The 17728-nt window shown below is 67.2% G+C and carries 19 protein-coding genes; 3 read left to right on the top strand and 16 right to left on the bottom strand.

Annotated elements, in window-relative coordinates; genetic code table 11:
- On the top strand, window positions 1-540 hold a 540-nt coding region (locus ACTHQS_RS18470; RefSeq protein ID WP_440171795.1), incomplete at its 5' end, for an HNH endonuclease signature motif containing protein.
- 68 nt (window positions 541-608) lie between these two features.
- Here ACTHQS_RS18470 and ACTHQS_RS18465 read toward each other — a convergent pair.
- A complete protein-coding gene (locus tag ACTHQS_RS18465) occupies window positions 609-1229 on the bottom strand; it encodes a TetR/AcrR family transcriptional regulator (protein WP_440171793.1) in 621 nt (206 codons plus the stop codon).
- Between the two features lie 127 nt (window positions 1230-1356).
- Here ACTHQS_RS18465 and ACTHQS_RS18460 point away from each other — a divergent pair, with 127 nt between their 5' ends.
- The gene (locus ACTHQS_RS18460; protein ID WP_440171792.1) at window positions 1357-1623 is read left to right on the top strand and encodes a hypothetical protein; all 267 of its coding nucleotides are present in this window, start codon (window positions 1357-1359) and stop codon (window positions 1621-1623) included.
- Between the two features lie 41 nt (window positions 1624-1664).
- Here ACTHQS_RS18460 and ACTHQS_RS18455 read toward each other — a convergent pair whose 3' ends face one another.
- From ACTHQS_RS18455 to dacB, 15 genes are all read right to left on the bottom strand, one after another.
- On the bottom strand, window positions 1665-2588 hold the full coding sequence (locus ACTHQS_RS18455) for a 4-phosphopantoate--beta-alanine ligase (RefSeq protein ID WP_440171790.1): 924 nt from the start codon (window positions 2586-2588) through the stop codon (window positions 1665-1667).
- Window positions 2589-3482 (bottom strand): Rossmann-like and DUF2520 domain-containing protein, encoded by an 894-nt coding sequence (locus ACTHQS_RS18450; RefSeq protein ID WP_440171788.1) that lies wholly within the window; start codon window positions 3480-3482, stop codon window positions 2589-2591. It lies immediately after the preceding gene.
- Entirely contained in the window at window positions 3475-5145 is a 1671-nt protein-coding gene (locus ACTHQS_RS18445) for a PH domain-containing protein (RefSeq protein ID WP_440171786.1), read from the bottom strand. The genes ACTHQS_RS18450 and ACTHQS_RS18445 overlap by 8 nt, the downstream gene beginning before the upstream one ends.
- The gene (locus ACTHQS_RS18440; RefSeq protein WP_440171784.1) at window positions 5142-5654 is read right to left on the bottom strand and encodes a PH domain-containing protein; all 513 of its coding nucleotides are present in this window, start codon (window positions 5652-5654) and stop codon (window positions 5142-5144) included. The genes ACTHQS_RS18445 and ACTHQS_RS18440 overlap by 4 nt, the downstream gene beginning before the upstream one ends.
- Entirely contained in the window at window positions 5635-6183 is a 549-nt protein-coding gene (locus tag ACTHQS_RS18435; protein ID WP_440171782.1) for a DUF3180 domain-containing protein, read from the bottom strand. The genes ACTHQS_RS18440 and ACTHQS_RS18435 overlap by 20 nt, the downstream gene beginning before the upstream one ends.
- A complete protein-coding gene (folK, locus tag ACTHQS_RS18430) occupies window positions 6180-6725 on the bottom strand; it encodes a 2-amino-4-hydroxy-6-hydroxymethyldihydropteridine diphosphokinase (RefSeq protein WP_440171780.1) in 546 nt (181 codons plus the stop codon). Before folK ends, ACTHQS_RS18435 begins: the two co-directional genes overlap by 4 nt.
- Window positions 6722-7114 (bottom strand): dihydroneopterin aldolase, encoded by a 393-nt coding sequence (gene folB / locus ACTHQS_RS18425; RefSeq protein ID WP_440171778.1) that lies wholly within the window; start codon window positions 7112-7114, stop codon window positions 6722-6724. The genes folK and folB overlap by 4 nt, the downstream gene beginning before the upstream one ends.
- 13 nt (window positions 7115-7127) lie before the next feature.
- On the bottom strand, window positions 7128-8066 hold the full coding sequence (gene folP, locus ACTHQS_RS18420) for a dihydropteroate synthase (protein WP_440171776.1): 939 nt from the start codon (window positions 8064-8066) through the stop codon (window positions 7128-7130).
- A gap of 9 nt (window positions 8067-8075) precedes the next feature.
- Window positions 8076-8720, bottom strand: a complete 645-nt coding sequence (folE, locus tag ACTHQS_RS18415) for a GTP cyclohydrolase I FolE (protein ID WP_440171774.1) — start codon at window positions 8718-8720, stop codon at window positions 8076-8078.
- Window positions 8721-8729: 9 nt separating this feature from the next.
- Complete coding sequence (gene ftsH, locus ACTHQS_RS18410) at window positions 8730-10793, bottom strand: ATP-dependent zinc metalloprotease FtsH (protein WP_440171772.1); 2064 nt, start codon at window positions 10791-10793, stop codon at window positions 8730-8732.
- A gap of 172 nt (window positions 10794-10965) precedes the next feature.
- The gene (locus ACTHQS_RS18405; protein WP_440171770.1) at window positions 10966-12084 is read right to left on the bottom strand and encodes a LacI family DNA-binding transcriptional regulator; all 1119 of its coding nucleotides are present in this window, start codon (window positions 12082-12084) and stop codon (window positions 10966-10968) included.
- A gap of 95 nt (window positions 12085-12179) precedes the next feature.
- Window positions 12180-12731, bottom strand: a complete 552-nt coding sequence (gene hpt, locus ACTHQS_RS18400; RefSeq protein WP_041651844.1) for a hypoxanthine phosphoribosyltransferase — start codon at window positions 12729-12731, stop codon at window positions 12180-12182.
- 30 nt (window positions 12732-12761) lie between these two features.
- A complete protein-coding gene (gene tilS, locus ACTHQS_RS18395) occupies window positions 12762-13832 on the bottom strand; it encodes a tRNA lysidine(34) synthetase TilS (RefSeq protein ID WP_440171768.1) in 1071 nt (356 codons plus the stop codon).
- 111 nt (window positions 13833-13943) lie between these two features.
- Complete coding sequence (locus ACTHQS_RS18390) at window positions 13944-15119, bottom strand: zinc-dependent metalloprotease (protein ID WP_440171766.1); 1176 nt, start codon at window positions 15117-15119, stop codon at window positions 13944-13946.
- A 342-nt stretch (window positions 15120-15461) separates the two neighbouring features.
- Complete coding sequence (gene dacB / locus ACTHQS_RS18385) at window positions 15462-16958, bottom strand: D-alanyl-D-alanine carboxypeptidase/D-alanyl-D-alanine endopeptidase (RefSeq protein WP_440171764.1); 1497 nt, start codon at window positions 16956-16958, stop codon at window positions 15462-15464.
- A gap of 155 nt (window positions 16959-17113) precedes the next feature.
- Between dacB and ACTHQS_RS18380 the strand changes: the two genes are divergently transcribed.
- Window positions 17114-17602: an inorganic diphosphatase gene (locus ACTHQS_RS18380; protein ID WP_440171762.1), complete on the top strand. Its 489-nt coding sequence runs from the start codon at window positions 17114-17116 to the stop codon at window positions 17600-17602.
- The last annotated feature ends 126 nt before the right edge of the window (window positions 17603-17728 follow it).

The following is a 17728-nucleotide window of genomic DNA, read 5'->3' as shown; positions in this document are numbered from 1 at the left end:
CGCGACGGGGCACCACTGGAAATCGGCCGCAAAAACTACCGGCTCACCGAGGCCATCAAACGCTGGATCAGGATGCGGGATACCAAATGCACGTTCCCCGGCTGCAACAACAAGACCAGCGACAACGAAACCGACCACCTCACCGCCTGGGAACACGGCGGCACCACCAACGCCAGCAACCTGGCCCAGCTCTGCCCCAAACACCATCGACTCAAACACCACAGCAGGTGGACACCCGACCCGGCCAACAGGAATGGACCACCCGGCTGGACCTCACCCACCGGACGCCACTACAAACCCGAACAACCCGGCCCCGAACCAACCCACTGGCCCGCGGAAGGCTGCCCGCAATGGCCGCAGTGGGTCTCGCCCCCTGAATGCCAGTGCCTGGAGGCCAGCCTCGAAGACCTTCCCCTGTGGGAACCCGACGACGACAGATACGTGGACCTCGACGACCTGCCAGCCGACGATCCACTCTGGGCCGAACTCCTCGCCACGCCATTCGCCCTTTTCCCGGACGCCGTAGGGAGCCGGCCGTAGGCTGCCACAGTCAGTCCCGAAGGTCAGTCCCGAAGGTCGGCCCGAAGCCCGCCCTGCAGCGCCAGCCGCTAAGCCGTGTGGTGCTCGATCAGCCAGGCGGCCATCTGCCGGGCGCGCTTCCCTGCATCAAGGTCACCGCCGGTAGCCGAAATAATGGATCCCTTCATCAGGATCTGCCAGGAACGAGCGAACCCATCGGGGTCCACCAGCCCGGCTTCTTCAGCCAATGCCTGCACGTGGCTTCGGAGTTTCGCCAGGTAGTTGATGCTGGCCTGGCCCAGGGGGTGGGACGGGCCCATCTCCAGCAGGACCTGCGTGAAGGTGCTCCCTTCGAAGTCATCGCGCCGGAACCATTCACCCAGGACGTCGAAGATCGCCAGCAGCCGCTCCACCGGCGTCTCTCCCCGACCCCGGGCCTGGGACACTATCGCTTCAACGGTCCACAGCTTGTCCCGCTGTTCCAGGAACGCCAGGACCAGCGAGTCCTTTGACGGGAAGTGCCGGTAGAAGGTGGCCTTTGCCACCCCTGACCGCTCGATGAGCTCATTGACGCCCACGTCCCGGATTCCCCTGCGGGAGAACAACTCATAGGCAACCGAAAGGATCCGCTCCACCGAATTGGTGTGACCCTCCAGTGCGGGGGCCTGGGACGCCGCATCAGTTCTCGGGACCTTCGCCTCTGTGCTCATAGGACTTGAAGTCTACTGCAGGGGGAGACAGACCGGTCTTTCCCGCTGTAGTGTTTCTCCTACGCAGTTCTTTAGAACACCGCAAGGCGCACCCAAGGGTCCGCCGGTTTGGAGCAAGGAGGCCCCAATGTCAGCAGAGCGGATGTTCCAAAGTGTCCCGTCGGATCCGGATCCGTGGATGTCCAGTGACACGCCCCAAGAGGTCAGGCAGTTCGCCATAGAGTCGTTGCGGTGGCAGGCGCAGGAAATCATCGATGAGCTGCTTGGTGGCCAGGACCCCAGTGAAGAGCTCGCCCGGGCCCGGCTTCGCCGCTGCGTCGCCAGGAACCCGGGCCAGCCTGAACGCGCCCTGCTCGAACAGCTCATGATCAACCGGGACCATTCAGGCCTGTAGCCGGTCCCGTCCAGGGCAATGCGCGGCGACTAACGCGGCAGTTATGAGCTCAACGGCACGTTGTCGATCAGGCGCACCGGGCCCACCTTGGCCGCGATGAGTGCCAGGGCCTCGCCGCGGAAGGGTGTTTCCCGGCAATTCTCGGCCAGCGGTTCAAGGGTGCCCGGGTCCACCACGTCAAAGTAGTCAAGCGACACCAAGGGCTGGGATTCCACCATCGCCATCGCGGAATCAAGGTCCAGCGGCTCATGGGCGTTCGCCCGCTCCTCCAGCAGCCGCAGGGCCCTGGACAGGACCAGCGCGGCGTCCCGCTCGGCGTCGGACAGGAAGCGGTTCCGGCTGGACAGCGCCAGGCCGTCCGTTGCCCGCACCGTTGGCACGCCCACAATCTCCACGGGGAAGTTCAGGTCTGAAACCATCCGCCGGACCAGGGCCAGTTGCTGGGCGTCTTTTTGGCCAAAGTAGGCCCGGTATGCCGGCAGGCTGCTGCCGGCAGATCCTGCAGGGCCGGCTGGAAGGCCCGCCGCCGGCATTCCATAGTGCAGCAGTTTGGCCACAACGGTCAGGGCGCCGTCGAAGTGTCCGGGCCGCGAAGCACCCTCCCATTTCTCCCCAAGGCGCCCGGAGGTAACCCGCACCAGCGGCTGCCCATTCGGGTAGACCTCTTCCACTGAAGGCGCGAAAGCCAGGTCAATGCCCTGCTCCTCAAGAAGGGCCAGGTCCGCATCGAGCGTCCGCGGATAGCGGTCCAGGTCAACGGCATCGCCGAACTGCAGGGGATTGACGAAGATGCTGGCCACCACCACATCGTTCTGCTCGACGGCGGTGCGCGCCAGCGTTGCATGGCCTTCGTGGAGTGCGCCCATGGTGGGAACAAGCCCCTGCGAAGCACCCTGTTTCGCGGCGAGCAGACGGGCGCTTTCGGCTTTCAGGCCGGCAACGGTGGTGACGAGTTGAATGGGCATTCAGTCTTCCTTTGGATCGAGGGCCTCGTGCAGCCCCTTCAGCTGGTCGGGTTTCAGCAGGCCGCGCGCTTCAGCGCGCAGGGCAGTGGCGCGGGCCATCGCAAGGTAGGCCGCCAGCACATCGCCCTGCCCGCCGCCGTCGAACTCCCGCAACGCCTCCGCGTGCGCCCGCACGGTGCCCACGTCGCCGCGGGCCACCGGCCCGGTCAGCGCCGACTCCCCCGAGGCCAGCGCGTTCTCCAGCGTGGCCCGCAGCAGCGGTCCCAGCATGCGTTCAGGCGATTCCACTCCCACCTCGCGCAGGAGCTGGGAGGCCTGTGCCACCAAGGTGACCAGGTGGTTCGACCCATGGGCCAGGGCTGCGTGGTAGAGCGTCCGGTCCGCCTCGGCGATGGCCACGGGCTCGGCCCCCATCTCCACCACCAGCGCCTGGGCGATGGGGAGCATGGCGGCATCGGCCGTCACGCCGAAGGTGCAGTCGAGCAGCCGGGTGAGGTCCAGGCTCATGCCCGTGAACGTCATTGCCGGGTGCAACGCCAGCGGCACGGCGCCGGCAGCGCGGACCGGATGCAGCACGCCCACGCCGAACCGGCCCGAGGTGTGGGCCACGAGCTGTCCCGGCTGCCAGGCTCCGAGCTTCGCCAGCCCCTCCACCAAGTCCGGCAGCGCGTCGTCGGGCACCGCCAACAGCACCAGCTCCGCACGCTCCACGATGTCCTGGACTTCAAGGATGGGGACGCCGGGGAGCAGCGCCTCAGCCCGTTCCCGGCTTGCGTCAGAGACAGCTGACACTCCCACGACGGCGTGCTCGGCAGCGCGCAGTGCCGCGCCGAGCACGGCCCCCACTTTGCCGGCGCCGATGATTCCGACGCCGAGGCGTCCGGGCTTAACCATGCTGCTGGCCTTCCTGTTGGTGATGGGTGCGGGGTTCACTGGCTGCTGTCCCGGGGAGCCGCACCCCGGGAACATGCGCCCCGGACAGTGGCCTGGCTGGCACCTGCAAGGGCTCCACAGCCGGAACAACCTGCCGCAACCATTGTTCGGTGGTCTGCCGCTTCCTGGCCAGCCTGGCCCGCGCCGACTGCTCATCAAAGAGTTGCCTGGCCTCGTCCAACCCGGCCTGGGTCAACCGCGGGACAACGGGGCCGGCGGTGGTGTGCAGGACCAGGTCCGCAACCCGGAACCGACGCGCCAGGGGCCCCTGGTGGAGCGCCAGTGACTGCGTCCGTTGGTGCGGCACCAGAACAAGTTCACGCCACCAGCGCCCGGAACGGATCAGCAGTGCCGTGTCAGTGGCTGCAAAACCGTTCCGCCGCCAAGCCAGCGGCGCCAGCAGCCGGGCCCGCCGCGGGGTGGTGGTGAATCCGCCGTCAGAATCCCTGCCGCCAAGCCCGGCAGCAAACACCGTGTCCGGCCGGTCCGTCCCGGGGTCCGGCAGGACCAGCGAGAGCATGGCCATGACGTCGGTGAACTTGCCCACCGGCAGGAGGATGGTCCTGGTATTGCCTTCGACGGCGTTGCCCGATGTCCCGTAGCCGGCCACGTTCACCTGCATCCGGTACCAGCCGAACGGACGCCACAGCGGAGGCTGGGCAATCTTCACGGCCTGGATCCGGCCCGGCGGAAGCGTCTGCGCCTGCGTATCCAGCAGCCCATACCGCAGGCGGATGCCATCCGGCGAGACGGCGGCGGTGAAGTTGTAGCCCTTGTTGAAGAAGTTCCAGTAGCTGGCGGCAAGGCCGAGCGCTGCGGGCACCAGGTAGAAGTAGAAAGCGCGGTTGTCCGTCAGCGCGGACAGGACCACGGACGCGAAGCCGCCCACCACGATGAAGAAACTCTGCTCGCTCAGCAGCAGCGAGCCGATAAGGCGCGACGGCGGCACGCTGAGTACCTGGATTTCGGGAGCCTCGGGTGCGGGCGCGCCAAAGGGCGCCGCCAATGGGCTGCCGGGACCTGGACGCGCCGCGGCGTCGATGCCGGCCACCGGGCCCCCACCGAAACTTGCCTCAGCCCCGGAGGCCCGGGCGAGGATGGTGGCGCGCAGTTGGCGGGCGTCATCGATCCTGAGGTAGGCCAGGCGCACTGCGGATTCTCCGGCGTCGGCAACTTCAAACTTGAGTTCGGCCAGGCCAAAGATGCGGGCCAGCAGGGGCTGCACAATGTCGATCGCCTGCACCCGGTCCAGCCGAGCCTGCCGGTGCTGGCGGAAGAGGAGTCCACTGTTGACGCGGACGTAGCCTCCGGACACCTGGTACTTGGTGAAGTACCAGGTCAGGATGAACCCCAGGACTGCCACGGCGAGTACCGCGGCCCCGCCGCCCAGGAGCCAGGGTGCACGCCTGGCGAAGCCGTCCTCGAATACGGGCTGGCCCTGGAGCGTCCGTTCAAAGAGGTCCCTGCCGAAGAAGAACGCGATGGCGGCCAGGGCAACCCAGCCGCGGACGAAAGGTGAGGCGGGATGCACACGCAGCCATTCGCCGTCGGGCGTTGCCGTGGTGTCCGGGACTGCGGGAGGCGGCAGCGACGGCGGCCCGGGCAGCTGGCCGTCAGTGGTCACAGTCCTGCCAGCCTGGCTTCGCCCCGCGCGGCCAGCTGTTCCCGGAGCCGGGCGCCTTCCGCTGCCGGAAGGCCGGGTATGCGCGCATTGGTGCCGGGGGATGCTGTGTGGAGCTTGACGGTGCACAGGCCCAGGCCACGCTCCACCGGACCAACGGCGATGTCCACGTACTGCATGCGGCCGTACGGGACGGCCATGGTGCGCTGGAAGAAGATACCGCTCCTGACCAGCAGGTCGTCGTCGCGCTCGGCGTAGCCGATGGCCCGGACCTGGCGCGGAATGAGGACCAGCCGCCATAGAGCAAGCAGCAGGGTAACGGCCGGAACGGTGACGGCCAGCCACAGCGGCGGCCACCGCCACCAGCCCAGGAGGACGAACACCAGCGGCGCGGACAGGACCAGCACGGTGGCGAGGTTGGCCAGGGCCCACTCCACCAGGCGGACCGTAACGTATTTCGATGACACCCGCTGCCAGGCGATACCCGGCGGGTCAATCGCCTCGGTAGGCATATTCGCCTTCCCCCGCGGTTTCCCCGCGGGCAGTCCGGCCCTTCTTCCCGTCGACGCCGTTGGTATCGCCATCTTCAGGCGGGATCCTGCAGAACCGCTCCACAATAAGCCCCACCACGATCATCACCAGGCCGCCGCCGGCCATGGCCAGGGCCAGCCAGGTGATGCCCTGGTCATTGCGCAGGCTCCAGATCCGCAGCTGGTCCAGGAAGATGCCCACGTGCCATCCCAGCAGCACCGTTCCGGCGTAAGCGCACGCCTGCGCCAGGACCAGGGTGCGGGCTGCCAGGAGGGGATCGAGCTGCTTCTTCTTGGCCTTGCTGTTGGGCTCGCGGCTGTTCCGCCACCTCAGGATCCGGATACCCAGGACCAGGGTAATGATGACGATGACGCCCATGGTGGCAAGCGCGGTGGCCGGCAGGACGGGTGTGGCCATGCTGTAACGGCTGGTGACAACCGTGGCCGACCAGCCGGCAACCGCGAGGATGACGCAGATCAGCAGCAGGCGCAGGGGGTTGATGGGCTTCACCGCTCCTCCACCGCTCCCGCCGTCGGCATGCCGTCAAAGTCCCCGAATCCGTCGAACGGGGCAAGGTCAGGAAAATCTTCCGCCCGGGCAGCCAGCGTGCTGATCCGTTCGCCGTTCAGCGTGGCAGCCGGTTCGATGAGGGACCAGGGGTAGAGGACGAAAGCACGCGACGCCGCACGCGGGTGCGGGATGGTCAGCGCGGGGTCATCGCTGTGGAGGTCGCCGTAGGTGATGATGTCGACGTCGAGCGTCCGCGGCCCCCAGTGGACCTCACGGACCCGGAGGTGCTTGTTCTCCACGGCCTGGCAGTGTTCCAGCAGTTCCTCAGGGGTGAGGATGGTTTCCACGGTGATGACCATGTTCAGGAAGTCCGGCTGGCCGGCGGGTCCGCCCACCGCCTTGGTCTGGACGATGGGCGAGACGGCGAGCAGCCGGACCTCCGGCGGGTCCACCAGGTCCGCCACAGCCTCGGTCAGGGTCTCGTTCCGTTCCCCGAGGTTGCTTCCCAGGGCGAGCACGGCCTTGGTGTAGATCCCGTTCATGCCTGCGCCCCGGCCAGCGCGCGGGCAGCGGAGGCCCGTTTCCGATGGACCGTCACTGCCACGTCACCGAAAGGGACCTCGATGGGGGCCTGGGGTTTATGGACAGTGATGTCCACGGCCTGGAGCGTGAATTCGGCCAGGAGGCTGTCGGCGATCCGCACCGCGAGTGCCTCGATGAGGTTCAGGGGCTCCCCGGTGATCCACTCGGTAATACGCTGCGCCACCTCACCGTAATGGGCGGTGTCCCGGACGTCGTCGGACTGCGCCGCTTCCGTGAAGTCCAGGTAGAGCACGGCGTCCACAACAAAGGGCTGGCCCTCCCGGCGTTCGAAATCGAAGACACCGTGGTGGCCGACGGCGGTCACTCCGGTCAGCGTAATCCTGTCCATGGGTCCCCCGGCCCTATTGCGTCTTGGGTACAGCTTGTGTTGCGGGTGCTGCCGCCATGCGCGCAGCCACCTTGACCGCGTCAAGGCTCGATCCGACGTCGTGCACGCGGACGGCCCAGGCCCCCCGGTAGGCACTGATGGCTGTGATCGCGGCCGTGGCAGCGTCCCGCTCGTCGGGAGCGGCAGACTTACCGGCCACCGTGAGCAGGGTGCCGAGGAAACGCTTGCGGGAGGCGGCCACCAGGACCTTGTGGCCCAGGCTGTCCAGCTGGTCCAGGTTCTGCAGCAGTTCCCAGTTCTGGGCGTCGTTCTTGGCGAACCCCAGGCCCGGATCGATGATGATCTGTTCCTGGCTGACACCGGCTGCGTAGAGCTTGTCCCGCACTCCTGCCAGCTCAGCCACCACTTCCCCTGCCACGTCCGTGTACTCGGCGAGCGAGTTCATGGTCCTGGCGTCACCCCGCCGGTGCGTGAGGACATAGGGCGCCTTGGAGGCTGCCACCAGCTCCACCATCTCCGGTTCGATAGTCAGCCCGGAGACGTCATTGATGATGGCCGCTCCGGCCTTCAGGGCAGCGGCTGCCGTGGAGGCATGCGTGGTGTCGATGCTGACCAGGGCGCCGGCCTTTACCAGCGCTTCGATCACCGGCAGGACGCGGCGCTGCTCTTCGTCCGGGGTCACCTCGTCGGCGCCGGGCCGGGTGGACTCGCCCCCGACGTCGATGATGTCCGCGCCCGCGTAGAACATCCGCAGGCCGGCCGCGATGGCGGTGTCCGCCGTCGCATGCTTGCCGCCGTCACTGAACGAATCCGGGGTGACGTTCAGGATTCCCATGACCAGGGTGCGGCCGGTGGGGAGGTCTTCGAAGCGCGCGGCCGGCCTGGGCTTGCGCAGGATGGGCAGCGGAGACGTTGCGGGTCCCGTTCCAGGGGCTGCAGCGAGTGAATCCATGGTCTGTTGTTACCTTCCGAGGATGAGGCTCATGGCTTCGGCACGGGTGGCCGGGTCATGAAGCTGCCCGCGGACCGCACTGGTGACGGTCTTCGCTCCGGGCTTGCGGATGCCGCGCATCGACATGCACATGTGCTCGCATTCAACAACGACGATGGCACCGCGGGGTTTGAGGTGCTTCACCATCGCTTCGACAATTTCTGTAGTCAGCCGCTCCTGCACCTGGGGGCGGCGGGCGTAGATGTCCACCAGCCGGGCCAGCTTGCTCAGCCCGGTCACTTTGCCGTCGTGCGAGGGGATGTAACCAACATGGGCCACCCCATGGAACGGCACCAGGTGGTGCTCGCACGTGGAGTAGAAGGGGATGTCCTTGACCAGGACCAGTTCCTCGTGGTCCAGATCGAAGGTGGTGGACAGGACGTCCGCAGGATCGTGGTGCAGTCCGGCGAAAACCTCGGCGTACGCCTTCGCAACCCTTTTGGGGGTATCCAGGAGGCCGCCGCGGTCCGGGTCCTCGCCGATGGCAAGGAGGATCTCGCGGACGGCCGCCTCGATCCGTGGGCGGTCCACCTTTTCGCTCTTGGAGTGGTGGGAACCGACCTCCGCCGGGTATGCGGCAGAGGCGGAAACGTCGTCGTCGTCGAAGGAAGTCACAGGGAAAGCTTAGCCGCGAAGGGTGTCAGGCCCCGAGTCGGGGACCCCTCCGTGAAACGGAGCATCCTCCGAGACGCCCTGCGGGTGCGGGGGCTGGGCGTCCAGCGGCTCGTCCAGACGGGCCTTCTTCGCTTCCTCCTGCGCCTCGCGTTCAGCCCGCTCCTGGCGGCTCTCAACGGGTCCGGTCAACTGGACGGGACGGGTCTCCTTGGACAGCCACACCTCACGGAAGTCCCGCTTGCGGACGTCACGGAAGATGTCGGCAATCTCGGCCTGGTTGAGGGTCTCCCGCTCCAGCAGCTCAAGGGCGAGGTAGTCCAGGATGTCCCGGTTCTCGGTGAGGATTTCGTAGGCCTCGTCATGTGCCTGCTCGATCAGTCGGCGCACTTCCTCGTCCACGACATAGGCAATCTGGTCGGAGTAGTTGCGCTCGTGCCCGGCGTCGCGGCCCAGAAAGGGCTCGCCGCCGCCCTGGCCCAGGCGCACAGCACCGACGCGTTCGCTCATGCCGTATTCGGTGACCATCTTGCGCGCGGTGCCCGTGGCCTTCTCGATGTCATTGGAGGCACCGGTGGACGGATCGTGGAACACGATCTCCTCTGCCACGCGGCCGCCCATGGCGTAAGCCATCTGGTCCAGGAGTTCGTTCCGGGTCACGGAGTACTTGTCGTTTTCCGGAACCACCATGGTGTAACCCAGGGCCCGGCCCCGGGGAAGGATGGTGATCTTGGTGACCGGCGCCGAGTTCCGCAGGGCAGCCGCCACCAGGGCGTGGCCGCCTTCGTGGTAGGCGGTGATCTTGCGCTCGTGTTCCTTCATGACGCGGCTGCGCTTCTGCGGCCCGGCCATGACGCGGTCAATCGCCTCGTCCAGGGCACGGTCGTCGATCAGGTTGGCGTTGGAGCGCGCGGTGAGCAGCGCGGCCTCGTTCAGGACGTTGGCCAAGTCGGCGCCCGTGTAGCCGGGCGTCTTCTTCGCCACACCCTTCAGGTCCACGCCGGGCGCCATCGGCTTGCCCTTGGCGTGCACCTGCAGGATCTGGTCGCGGCCAATCAGGTCCGGGGCCTCCACGGACACCTGGCGGTCGAAACGGCCGGGACGCAGCAGTGCCGGGTCCAGGACGTCGGGCCGGTTGGTGGCGGCAATAAGGATGACGTTGGTCTTGACGTCGAAGCCGTCCATCTCCACCAGCAACTGATTGAGGGTCTGCTCGCGTTCGTCGTTGCCGCCGCCGATGCCGGCGCCGCGGTGCCGGCCGACGGCGTCGATCTCATCCACGAAGATGATCGCGGGCGAGTTGGCTTTGGCCTGTTCGAAGAGGTCGCGGACGCGGGATGCGCCCACGCCGACGAACATTTCCACGAAGTCAGAGCCGGAGATGGAGAAGAAGGGTACGCCGGCCTCACCTGCAACCGCACGGGCCAGCAGCGTCTTACCGGTACCCGGCGGACCGTAGAGCAGCACGCCCTTGGGGATCTTGGCGCCGACCGCCTGGAACTTGGCCGGTTCCTGCAGGAATTCCTTGATTTCCTGCAGTTCCTCCACAGCTTCGTCGGCACCGGCGACGTCCGCGAAGGTCACCTGCGGCATGTCCTTGCTGACCATCTTGGCCTTGGACTTGCCGAACTGCATGATCTTGGAGCCGCCGCCCTGCATGCGGGTCATCAGGAACCAGAAAAGTGCGCCCAGCAGGATCACGGGGATCAGGAGGGAAAGCAGGCCGGAGAACCAGTTGCTTTCAATCGGCTGGTCGGTGAAGCCCTGGGCCGGCTTGGCGTCGGTGACGGCCTTCACCACGTCCTGTGCGCGGGCATCCACGTAGAAGAACTGGACGCTCTTGCCTTTGTCCTGCCCATCCACCTGCAGGTTGTCCTTCAGCGTGAGGTCAACGCGGTTCTCGCCGTCGAAGATCTTGGCCTGCTCCACCTTGTTGCCGGAGAGCAGTTCCAGGCCCTTGTCCGTATCGATCCGGGCTGCACCGCCGGGGGCGAGCGTTGCAAAAGCCACAAGGAGCAGACCGACCACAACGACGATCCAGATGCCCGGGCCTTTGAAGAAGTTCTTAGCTTTCATCTGTTCGGGGGCTGACCCCGTCCCTTCCGGTAGTGCTTCACGGCGAGTACTCTGCGCGCGTGATGGTGCTGCGTCAGCTTCTAGCTATACACCGTCCGGAGTAAATCACGCATAGCGAAAAGCAAAAGTTCCCTGTGGGCGTAGATAGTACGGCAGCCTGCCGAATGCCGCTTCAGCGCTGTGGCATCCCGGTGCCGGGTGCACCCACGGATCCACGCGCGACCAGCCGGCACGCGAGCAGCGCCGGGGCCGGTACGCCGGTGAGTTGGTTGGCGCCGGCATCCGCCGCAGCACTTTCAATCCCATTGATCAGGCAGTTGGCTGCCCACGCGCCCATTTCGTGTTCCGGCAGGGCTACGGAGGTCAGGCCCGGGTGGAGGTTGTCCGCAATGAGTTCCTCGTCGCCGAATCCGACGACGGACAGGTCTCCGGGGATGGACAGGCCCAGTTCCGCGGCGGCGCGGTACGCTCCCATGGCCATGCGGTCGTTGCAGCAAAGGAGGGCCGACGGCGGGTTGCGGGCAGCCAGGACCGTGCGGGCGGCCGCGTACCCACCTGATGCATCGGGCGACGCCGTCTCGACAGCGCCGGAGGCTCCCCGTACTCCTGTGCGCTTGAGTGCTTCCTGGAACCCCTGGAAGCGCCGGTGGGGGGAGGGGTTCCCGTCTGCGCTGTTGAGGAATCCGATCCGGGTGTGGCCGGCGGCCAGCAGTGCATCCACCGCGGCGCCGGCACCGTTGTATTCGTCGGCGACAACGGCCGGGAAGCTTCCGTCCGCGGCGACGGCATCCACCAAGACCGCGGGGACCCTGCCCAGGTTGACGGAGGCCTGCACAACCCGCTGGCAGCTGGCCGAGTAGAGGATCCCGTCCACCTGCCGCCCCAGGAGTGACTCAACGCCGGTTTGGAGGGACTCAAAGCCGGTTTCCCATCGGGCGCGCCCGGTTTCCGGGCCGGCGCCGGCTCCTGCCGGCCCAGGGATGGGGACGATCATCAGGGTGTAGCCGCGGGCGCGTGCCGCCTGCTCCGCGCCCAGGATGATGCGGCCGGCGTGCGGGGTGGTGGCCACATCCTCAACCACCAGACCCAGCACACCGGACCTGCGGCTGCGGAGGGCACGGGCCACACGGTTGGGGCCGTAACCCAGCCGGGCCGCCGTCGTCCTGACTTTCTCGCGCGTTTCCGCGCTGATCCGGGCGGAAGGGACCTCGTTGAGGACGTGCGAAACCGTGGTGACCGATACACCGGCTTCCCGCGCCACGTCCCGGATGCCCACGCTGCAGCTACTCACGCTTCCCGGGCTTCACCACAGGGCCTCCGAGATGGCATTTGACGGCAGTCCCGGCCGGCGACATTGCCGTGAACTGCCATCTCGCGGGGAAGGGGTTACTCGTAGACGTGCGGGGCCAGGGTGCCCACGAAGTCCAGGTTCCGGTACTTTTCGGCGTAGTCCAGGCCGTAGCCCACCACGAATTCGTTGGGGATGTCGTAGCCCACGTACTTGACGTCGATCTCCACTTTGGCTGCGGTGGGCTTGCGGAACGCGGTGCAGATTTCCACGGACGCGGTGCCGCGGGATTCCAGGTTGGTCTTGAGCCAGGAAAGGGTCAGGCCGGAGTCGATGATGTCCTCGACGATCAGCACGTCCTTGCCCATCAGGTCGGTGTCCAGGTCTTTGAGGATCCGCACCACACCGGAAGACTGGGTACCGGAGCCGTAGGAGGACACGGCCATCCAGTCCATGGAGATGTGGCTGTGCAGTGCCCTTGCCAGGTCAGCCATAACCATCACGGCACCCTTGAGGACGCCAACAATGAGGATTTCGCGTCCTTCGTAGTCTTTGTCGATCTGCGCGGCGAGTTCGGTGATCCGCTGCTGGATCTGTTCCTTGGTGTAGAGAACGTGCTTGAGATCTGCCTGGACGTCGTTTGAATCCACCAATGGCTCCTGTTTAGATGCGGGGTGCGACTATTTTGCGGGCGGTTTTTGAGGCCGGAATACTAGCTTCCCACAGCCCGCGGGTTCGCGGGGAACGGAACCGGCGCCGGCCGGAGCCCCGGAAGCGGCGGCCCCCTTCGATTCCTCCAGCTGCGCCAGGGACAACCGGTAGACACTCACGCCGCCGGGAAGCTCCACGGGGCCGGCCGAGCCCTGCCGCCGGAGCAGTGCTTCTGCCGCCAAAAGGCGCCGGTAGCTGGGCTGCTGCCCCCCGGCGTCGGCCGCTGCCTTGGCGATGACGCGGAACCTGATGGCCGGTGCCAACGCGCGCAGCGCTTCCTCCGGCAGGCTCAGTCCGCTGCCGTCCCGTTCAACAAGGGATGCATAGGTGCTTTCCGCCACATCCTCCAGGTAGTCGGCGTCAAGCTGGAGGATGGCGGCGGTGCGGGCCAGGGATTCGGCGACGCCGGGACCAAGTTTTTCCTCAAGGTGCGGCAGGACCTCCACCCGGGTCCGCGACCGGGCGAACGCGGGGTCGGAGTTGGTGGGATCGTGCCAGGGGTCCAGCTCCTCCACGGCACAAATCTCCTCGGTGTCCGCGCGCCGGAGGCCAAGGAAGGGCCGCAACAGGACGGTTTCTCCGGCGCCTGCCCGGGCCGGCCGCATCCCAGCGAGGGAGCGCGTGCCGGAGCCGCGGGCCAGGCCCAGCAGTACCTGTTCGGCCTGGTCGTCCAGGGTGTGGCCCAGCAGGACTGCCTCCGCACCCTGCTCCGCGGCTGCGGCCTCAAGCGCGGAGTGCCGGGCTTCACGGGCGGCGGCCTCGGGGCCCATGCCGGCAGCGGCCACCGTGACGGTACGGATTTCCACCGGCTGCAGGCCCAGGTCCTGCAGAGCTTCCACGGTGCGGGCGGCAACATCACCGGACCCCTCCTGCAGCTGGTGATCCACCACCACTGCGCCCACGGTCAGGGGGTGGCCATCCACGTGGCCGCGGCGGGCGAAGTAAGCGGCGACGGCGGCAAGCGCCAGGGAATCCGGCCCGCCGCTGCAGGCTACGAGGACGTGGCGGGGATAGCCCGCATCGGCCAGGGCGTTTTGCATCAGTTTGCGCGCCGTGCCGACGACGGGCGCGAGCCTGCCGGGCCGCCGTCGGCCACTGCGCGGGGCCGGGACTCCAGGCCCCGCCGAGTGCGCAGGTACATCTTCAGGCAACTACAGGCCCATCCGGTCGAGCCACAGCTTGGCGTCATGGATCTCGGGCTCGGTGGGAAGGTGGTCCACCGAGGCCCACACCTTGTTGAAGCCTTCCATTCCGGCCACGTCCACTACGGCGCGGACAAAGCGGGCACCGTCGGAGTACTGCCGCATCTTGGCGTCCAGGCCCAGGAGGCTGCGGATGAACTTTTCGATCACACCCCGGTCCTTGCCGCGGTCGTTGAACCGCTGCCGGATGGTCTTGACGGACGGGACGATGCTCGCGTCCACGGCATCCATCACCACGTTCGCGTGCCCTTCGAGCAGGCTCATCACCGCGGTGAGGTGCGAGATGGCAGCCTTTTCCTCGGGGTCCTGCAGCAGGTCCAGGATGGCGCCGCGGCCGGGCGTATTGCCGCTGGCCGAACGGTCCTTCAGCGAGCGTGCGGCAGCTGACGCACGCTCCATCAGCGAATCGACATTGCCCAGGAGGTGGCCGCTGAGTTCGTCGATTTGCTCCAGCATGTGGTGGCGCAGCCACGGCGCTGCCGCGAACTGCACCCTGTGGGTCTGCTCGTGCAGGCACACCCAGAGCCGGAAATCCTCCGGCGCGACGTTGAGTTCGCGCTCCACCGAAACGATGTTCGGAGCCACCAGCAGGAGCCGGCCGGCAGCAGGGGCCGTGGAGTTCTCCGCCAGCGCCGCAAAGGGATCGTACTGGCCCAGGACCTTGCTGGAAAGGAACGCCAGGACGGCGCCCAGCTGGCTGCCGGTAATGGCGCCGCTGACCTGGGCGGCGGCGGGGCTGAGGCTTCCGCGCCGGGTGTCCAGCATCTTCTGCATGGCGGGCTTGAGCATCACTGCGAAGCTTTGGGTGTTGGCCTTGGCCCAGGACGCCCGGTCCACCACCAGCACGGAGGAGTCGCGCAGGTCCCGCGCCGCTTCCAGCCCGGTGATTTCATGGACGTGCGGCACGGATGCGTCGGCGAGCCGGCGCAGGCTGTCCACCGCCTCGCCGATGGCTTTTCCGTCGAGCACGGGTCCGGCCGGTGCCAGCCGCGCCGCGGTAGAGGCAGCGAGGTCCCAGTTGATCAGGGCCTGGGCGGCATTTGATTGTGCCGCGTTGGATTGGGTCCCGTTGGACTGGCCTGAAGGGGACATCGTCGATGCGGACTCGCGCGCAGTGGACTCCATGAGTCCCATCAGAACACAGCAGGCTGGGGATCGTCCTTAAGTTCGCTCACCGGCGAAACTGCACAGCCACCGCACAGGAGGGCGAAAGCGCCGTCCCAGTCCAGACCGGCACAGTGGAAACCACGAAGCATTTTGCCGCACAGGAGCGGCCACTACCTGCACAACCGTTACGGCCCCGCACACCGCGTACGCGGTTCACGGCCGCTCGTGACCATGGAAGAAGGACAGCATGATCCCCTACCGTCCCATCGCTCCCCTGACCGTCGGCCCACGCAAGGGGTGGAAGTCGGTGCTGGCCGCCGTCGTGATGGCCGCGCTGCTTGGGACAACCGCAAGCCCGCGCTAGCGGCAGCCGCAGCCCGCCAGCGCGGTGGCGGCCCGGTCCAGTGCCACCTTATTGCCGGCTGCTCCGGGCGTGAGGCCGTTGCCGATGAAGGAGAACACCAGGAGCCTGCCGTCGGCGTCCACCACATAGCCGCTGAGCGCCAGCACCGTGTTCAGGGTCCCGGTCTTGGCGCGAACCAGCCCGGCACCGCCCGAGGTGGTGGCATCCCCGTAGCGGGTGTCCAAGGTTCCCGACAGCCCGCCGACCGGGAAGCCGTCCAGGGCGGCGCGAAGCCTGGCATCGGCGCCCGTGGTGATGGCCCGCACCACGTCCGTGAATTGGCGGGCCGTAACCTGGTTGCCCATGGCCAGGCCGCACACATCCACCAGCTTCACGGCATCCGGAGTGACCCCCGCGGCCGCAAGTTCCGCCGTGGCTGCGGCCGTGGCGCCGTCATTGCTTCCGGGCCGTCCGGTGGCCAACGCCGCCATCCGGCCCATGGTTTCCGCCAGGTAGTTGTCTGAAACCTGCAGCATCAGGTCCACCTGCTCCGCCACGGTTGCTGACTCCGCGGCGGCGAGGACTGCACCGGTGGTTTGTGCCCCACCGGGTGAACGCTCGACGCCGGCTGCCACCGTCAGTCCCGCCCCGGCACCTGCCGCACGCAGCCGCCCTGCGAACTCCTCGGCCGCAGCCTTTGCCGAATCCTCGGGCCGGGGACCTGTGGTGACGGCGGGATCGAAGCGCGCTGAGTTAAGGGCCAGCGGGTACACCGGAGCGATTTCTCCCGCCTCCACATCTCCGGGCTGCCAGTTGGGATTCAAGGCAGGGCCGGTGAAGAGGGAGTCGTCCACCAGCACCTTGATCTCGCCGGTGGTCCCGGCGGCCTGGAGGGCCTGCACGGTAAGGGCTGCCAGCGTGGCCAGGCCGGCATGGCCCATGGTTTGCCCAGGCCGCGACTCCCCGGCGCCCAGGAGGACGTCGCCGCCGCTCACCAGCACTACCTGCCCGACGGCAGGACCCTGCACCACCTTCGTGGTGAAGCGGTGATCCGGCCCCAGGGTGCGCAGGGCGGCCACGGCAGTCAGCAGCTTGAGGTTCGACGCCGGCACCCGGCCTTCCGCGCCGCCCCGGTCAAAGAGGACCTGGCCCGTGAGCGCGTCCTGCACCATGCCCGTGAAAGTACCGCCGCCGTCGGCCTTCAACACCGGCTCCACCTGGGCCGCCACCACCGCCGGCACGGGCGTCGGGGCGGAGGGCTGCAATGTCGCCAGCACCTGCGGGGCGGAAAGTGTGGCGGGGGCCTGTTGCCAGGAAGGCGGCGTGGGGGCGGGGGCCGGGGCATCAGGACCGCGGAATCCAGGGGCCACCAGCAGGGCTCCCGGGATGGCCAGGACGAGCAGGACCAGCGCTGCCAGTGCCAGTGGCCAAGACGTGCCTGACCCCTTAACCGCACTCCCCCGGCGCCGTGGCGGGCGGGCGCGCAACTGTTCCCCGCCGGTTGAATTGGTCATGCTGGTGCTGGTCCTCAAGTCCTGAAATTTCCCCACAAGTTCCTGATTCCAGGGCCTCTCGCTATATCCTCAATTGTAGTCGGCGGCACCGACACGCTTTTTGTGGGCCCGTCAAGTGTGCCGCGCACCCCCTGCAATTGCCGAGGAGCATTCCCATGAAGCACGACGTGACCATCGAGATCCCCAAGGGATCACGCGTCAAATACGAAGTTGACCACGAGACCGGCCGCGTCCGCCTGGACCGCGTCCTCTTCACCTCCATGCAGTACCCCACGCACTACGGGTACTTCGAGAACACCCTCGGCGAGGACGGCGACCCGCTGGACGCACTGGTACTGCTGCAGGACTTTGACCTGCACCCGGGCGTCATTGTTGAGTCCCGCCCCATCGGCGTCTTCAACATGACCGACGACGGCGGCGGCGACGCCAAGGTGCTGTGCGTTCCGGTTGACGCCCGCTTCGACCACATCCAGGAAGTCAGCGACGTCAGCGAATTCCTGATCAAGGAAATCGAGCACTTCTTCACCCGCTACAAGGACCTGGAGCCGGGCAAGTGGGTCAAGGCCGAAGGCTGGGGCGACCGCGCCGCCGCCGAAGCCGAACTGGAAGCCTCGATCAAGCGCTACGTGCCCACCGGACACTGACACATCCGGCAGGCCGCCTCAGTGCGGCTTCGCCAAGAATCCCCGCCTGCTGGACCAAACCCCGCGTTATGCGCCGGGGAATGGTCCGGGAGGCGGGGATTCCTGTTGTTCGGCCACCGTGAATCT

The sequence above is a fragment of the Arthrobacter sp. SAFR-044 genome (assembly GCF_051965175.1).
Classification (GTDB): domain Bacteria; phylum Actinomycetota; class Actinomycetes; order Actinomycetales; family Micrococcaceae; genus Arthrobacter.
Note: the sequence above shows the minus strand (reverse complement) of the source record. Positions and strands in the feature narration are given on the sequence as shown.

Coding starts and splice junctions, on each gene's coding strand:
- ACTHQS_RS18380 (WP_440171762.1), top strand. CDS start 17,114: ATGAAGCACGACGTGACCATCGAGATCCCCAAGGGATCACGCGTCAAA.
- ACTHQS_RS18465 (WP_440171793.1), bottom strand. CDS start 1,229: ATGAGCACAGAGGCGAAGGTCCCGAGAACTGATGCGGCGTCCCAGGCC.
- ftsH (WP_440171772.1), bottom strand. CDS start 10,793: ATGAAAGCTAAGAACTTCTTCAAAGGCCCGGGCATCTGGATCGTCGTT.
- ACTHQS_RS18390 (WP_440171766.1), bottom strand. CDS start 15,119: ATGGAGTCCACTGCGCGCGAGTCCGCATCGACGATGTCCCCTTCAGGC.
- ACTHQS_RS18450 (WP_440171788.1), bottom strand. CDS start 3,482: ATGGTTAAGCCCGGACGCCTCGGCGTCGGAATCATCGGCGCCGGCAAA.
- ACTHQS_RS18455 (WP_440171790.1), bottom strand. CDS start 2,588: ATGCCCATTCAACTCGTCACCACCGTTGCCGGCCTGAAAGCCGAAAGC.
- folP (WP_440171776.1), bottom strand. CDS start 8,066: ATGGATTCACTCGCTGCAGCCCCTGGAACGGGACCCGCAACGTCTCCG.
- ACTHQS_RS18460 (WP_440171792.1), top strand. CDS start 1,357: ATGTCAGCAGAGCGGATGTTCCAAAGTGTCCCGTCGGATCCGGATCCG.
- ACTHQS_RS18440 (WP_440171784.1), bottom strand. CDS start 5,654: ATGCCTACCGAGGCGATTGACCCGCCGGGTATCGCCTGGCAGCGGGTG.
- dacB (WP_440171764.1), bottom strand. CDS start 16,958: ATGACCAATTCAACCGGCGGGGAACAGTTGCGCGCCCGCCCGCCACGG.
- folK (WP_440171780.1), bottom strand. CDS start 6,725: ATGAACGGGATCTACACCAAGGCCGTGCTCGCCCTGGGAAGCAACCTC.
- tilS (WP_440171768.1), bottom strand. CDS start 13,832: ATGCAAAACGCCCTGGCCGATGCGGGCTATCCCCGCCACGTCCTCGTA.
- folB (WP_440171778.1), bottom strand. CDS start 7,114: ATGGACAGGATTACGCTGACCGGAGTGACCGCCGTCGGCCACCACGGT.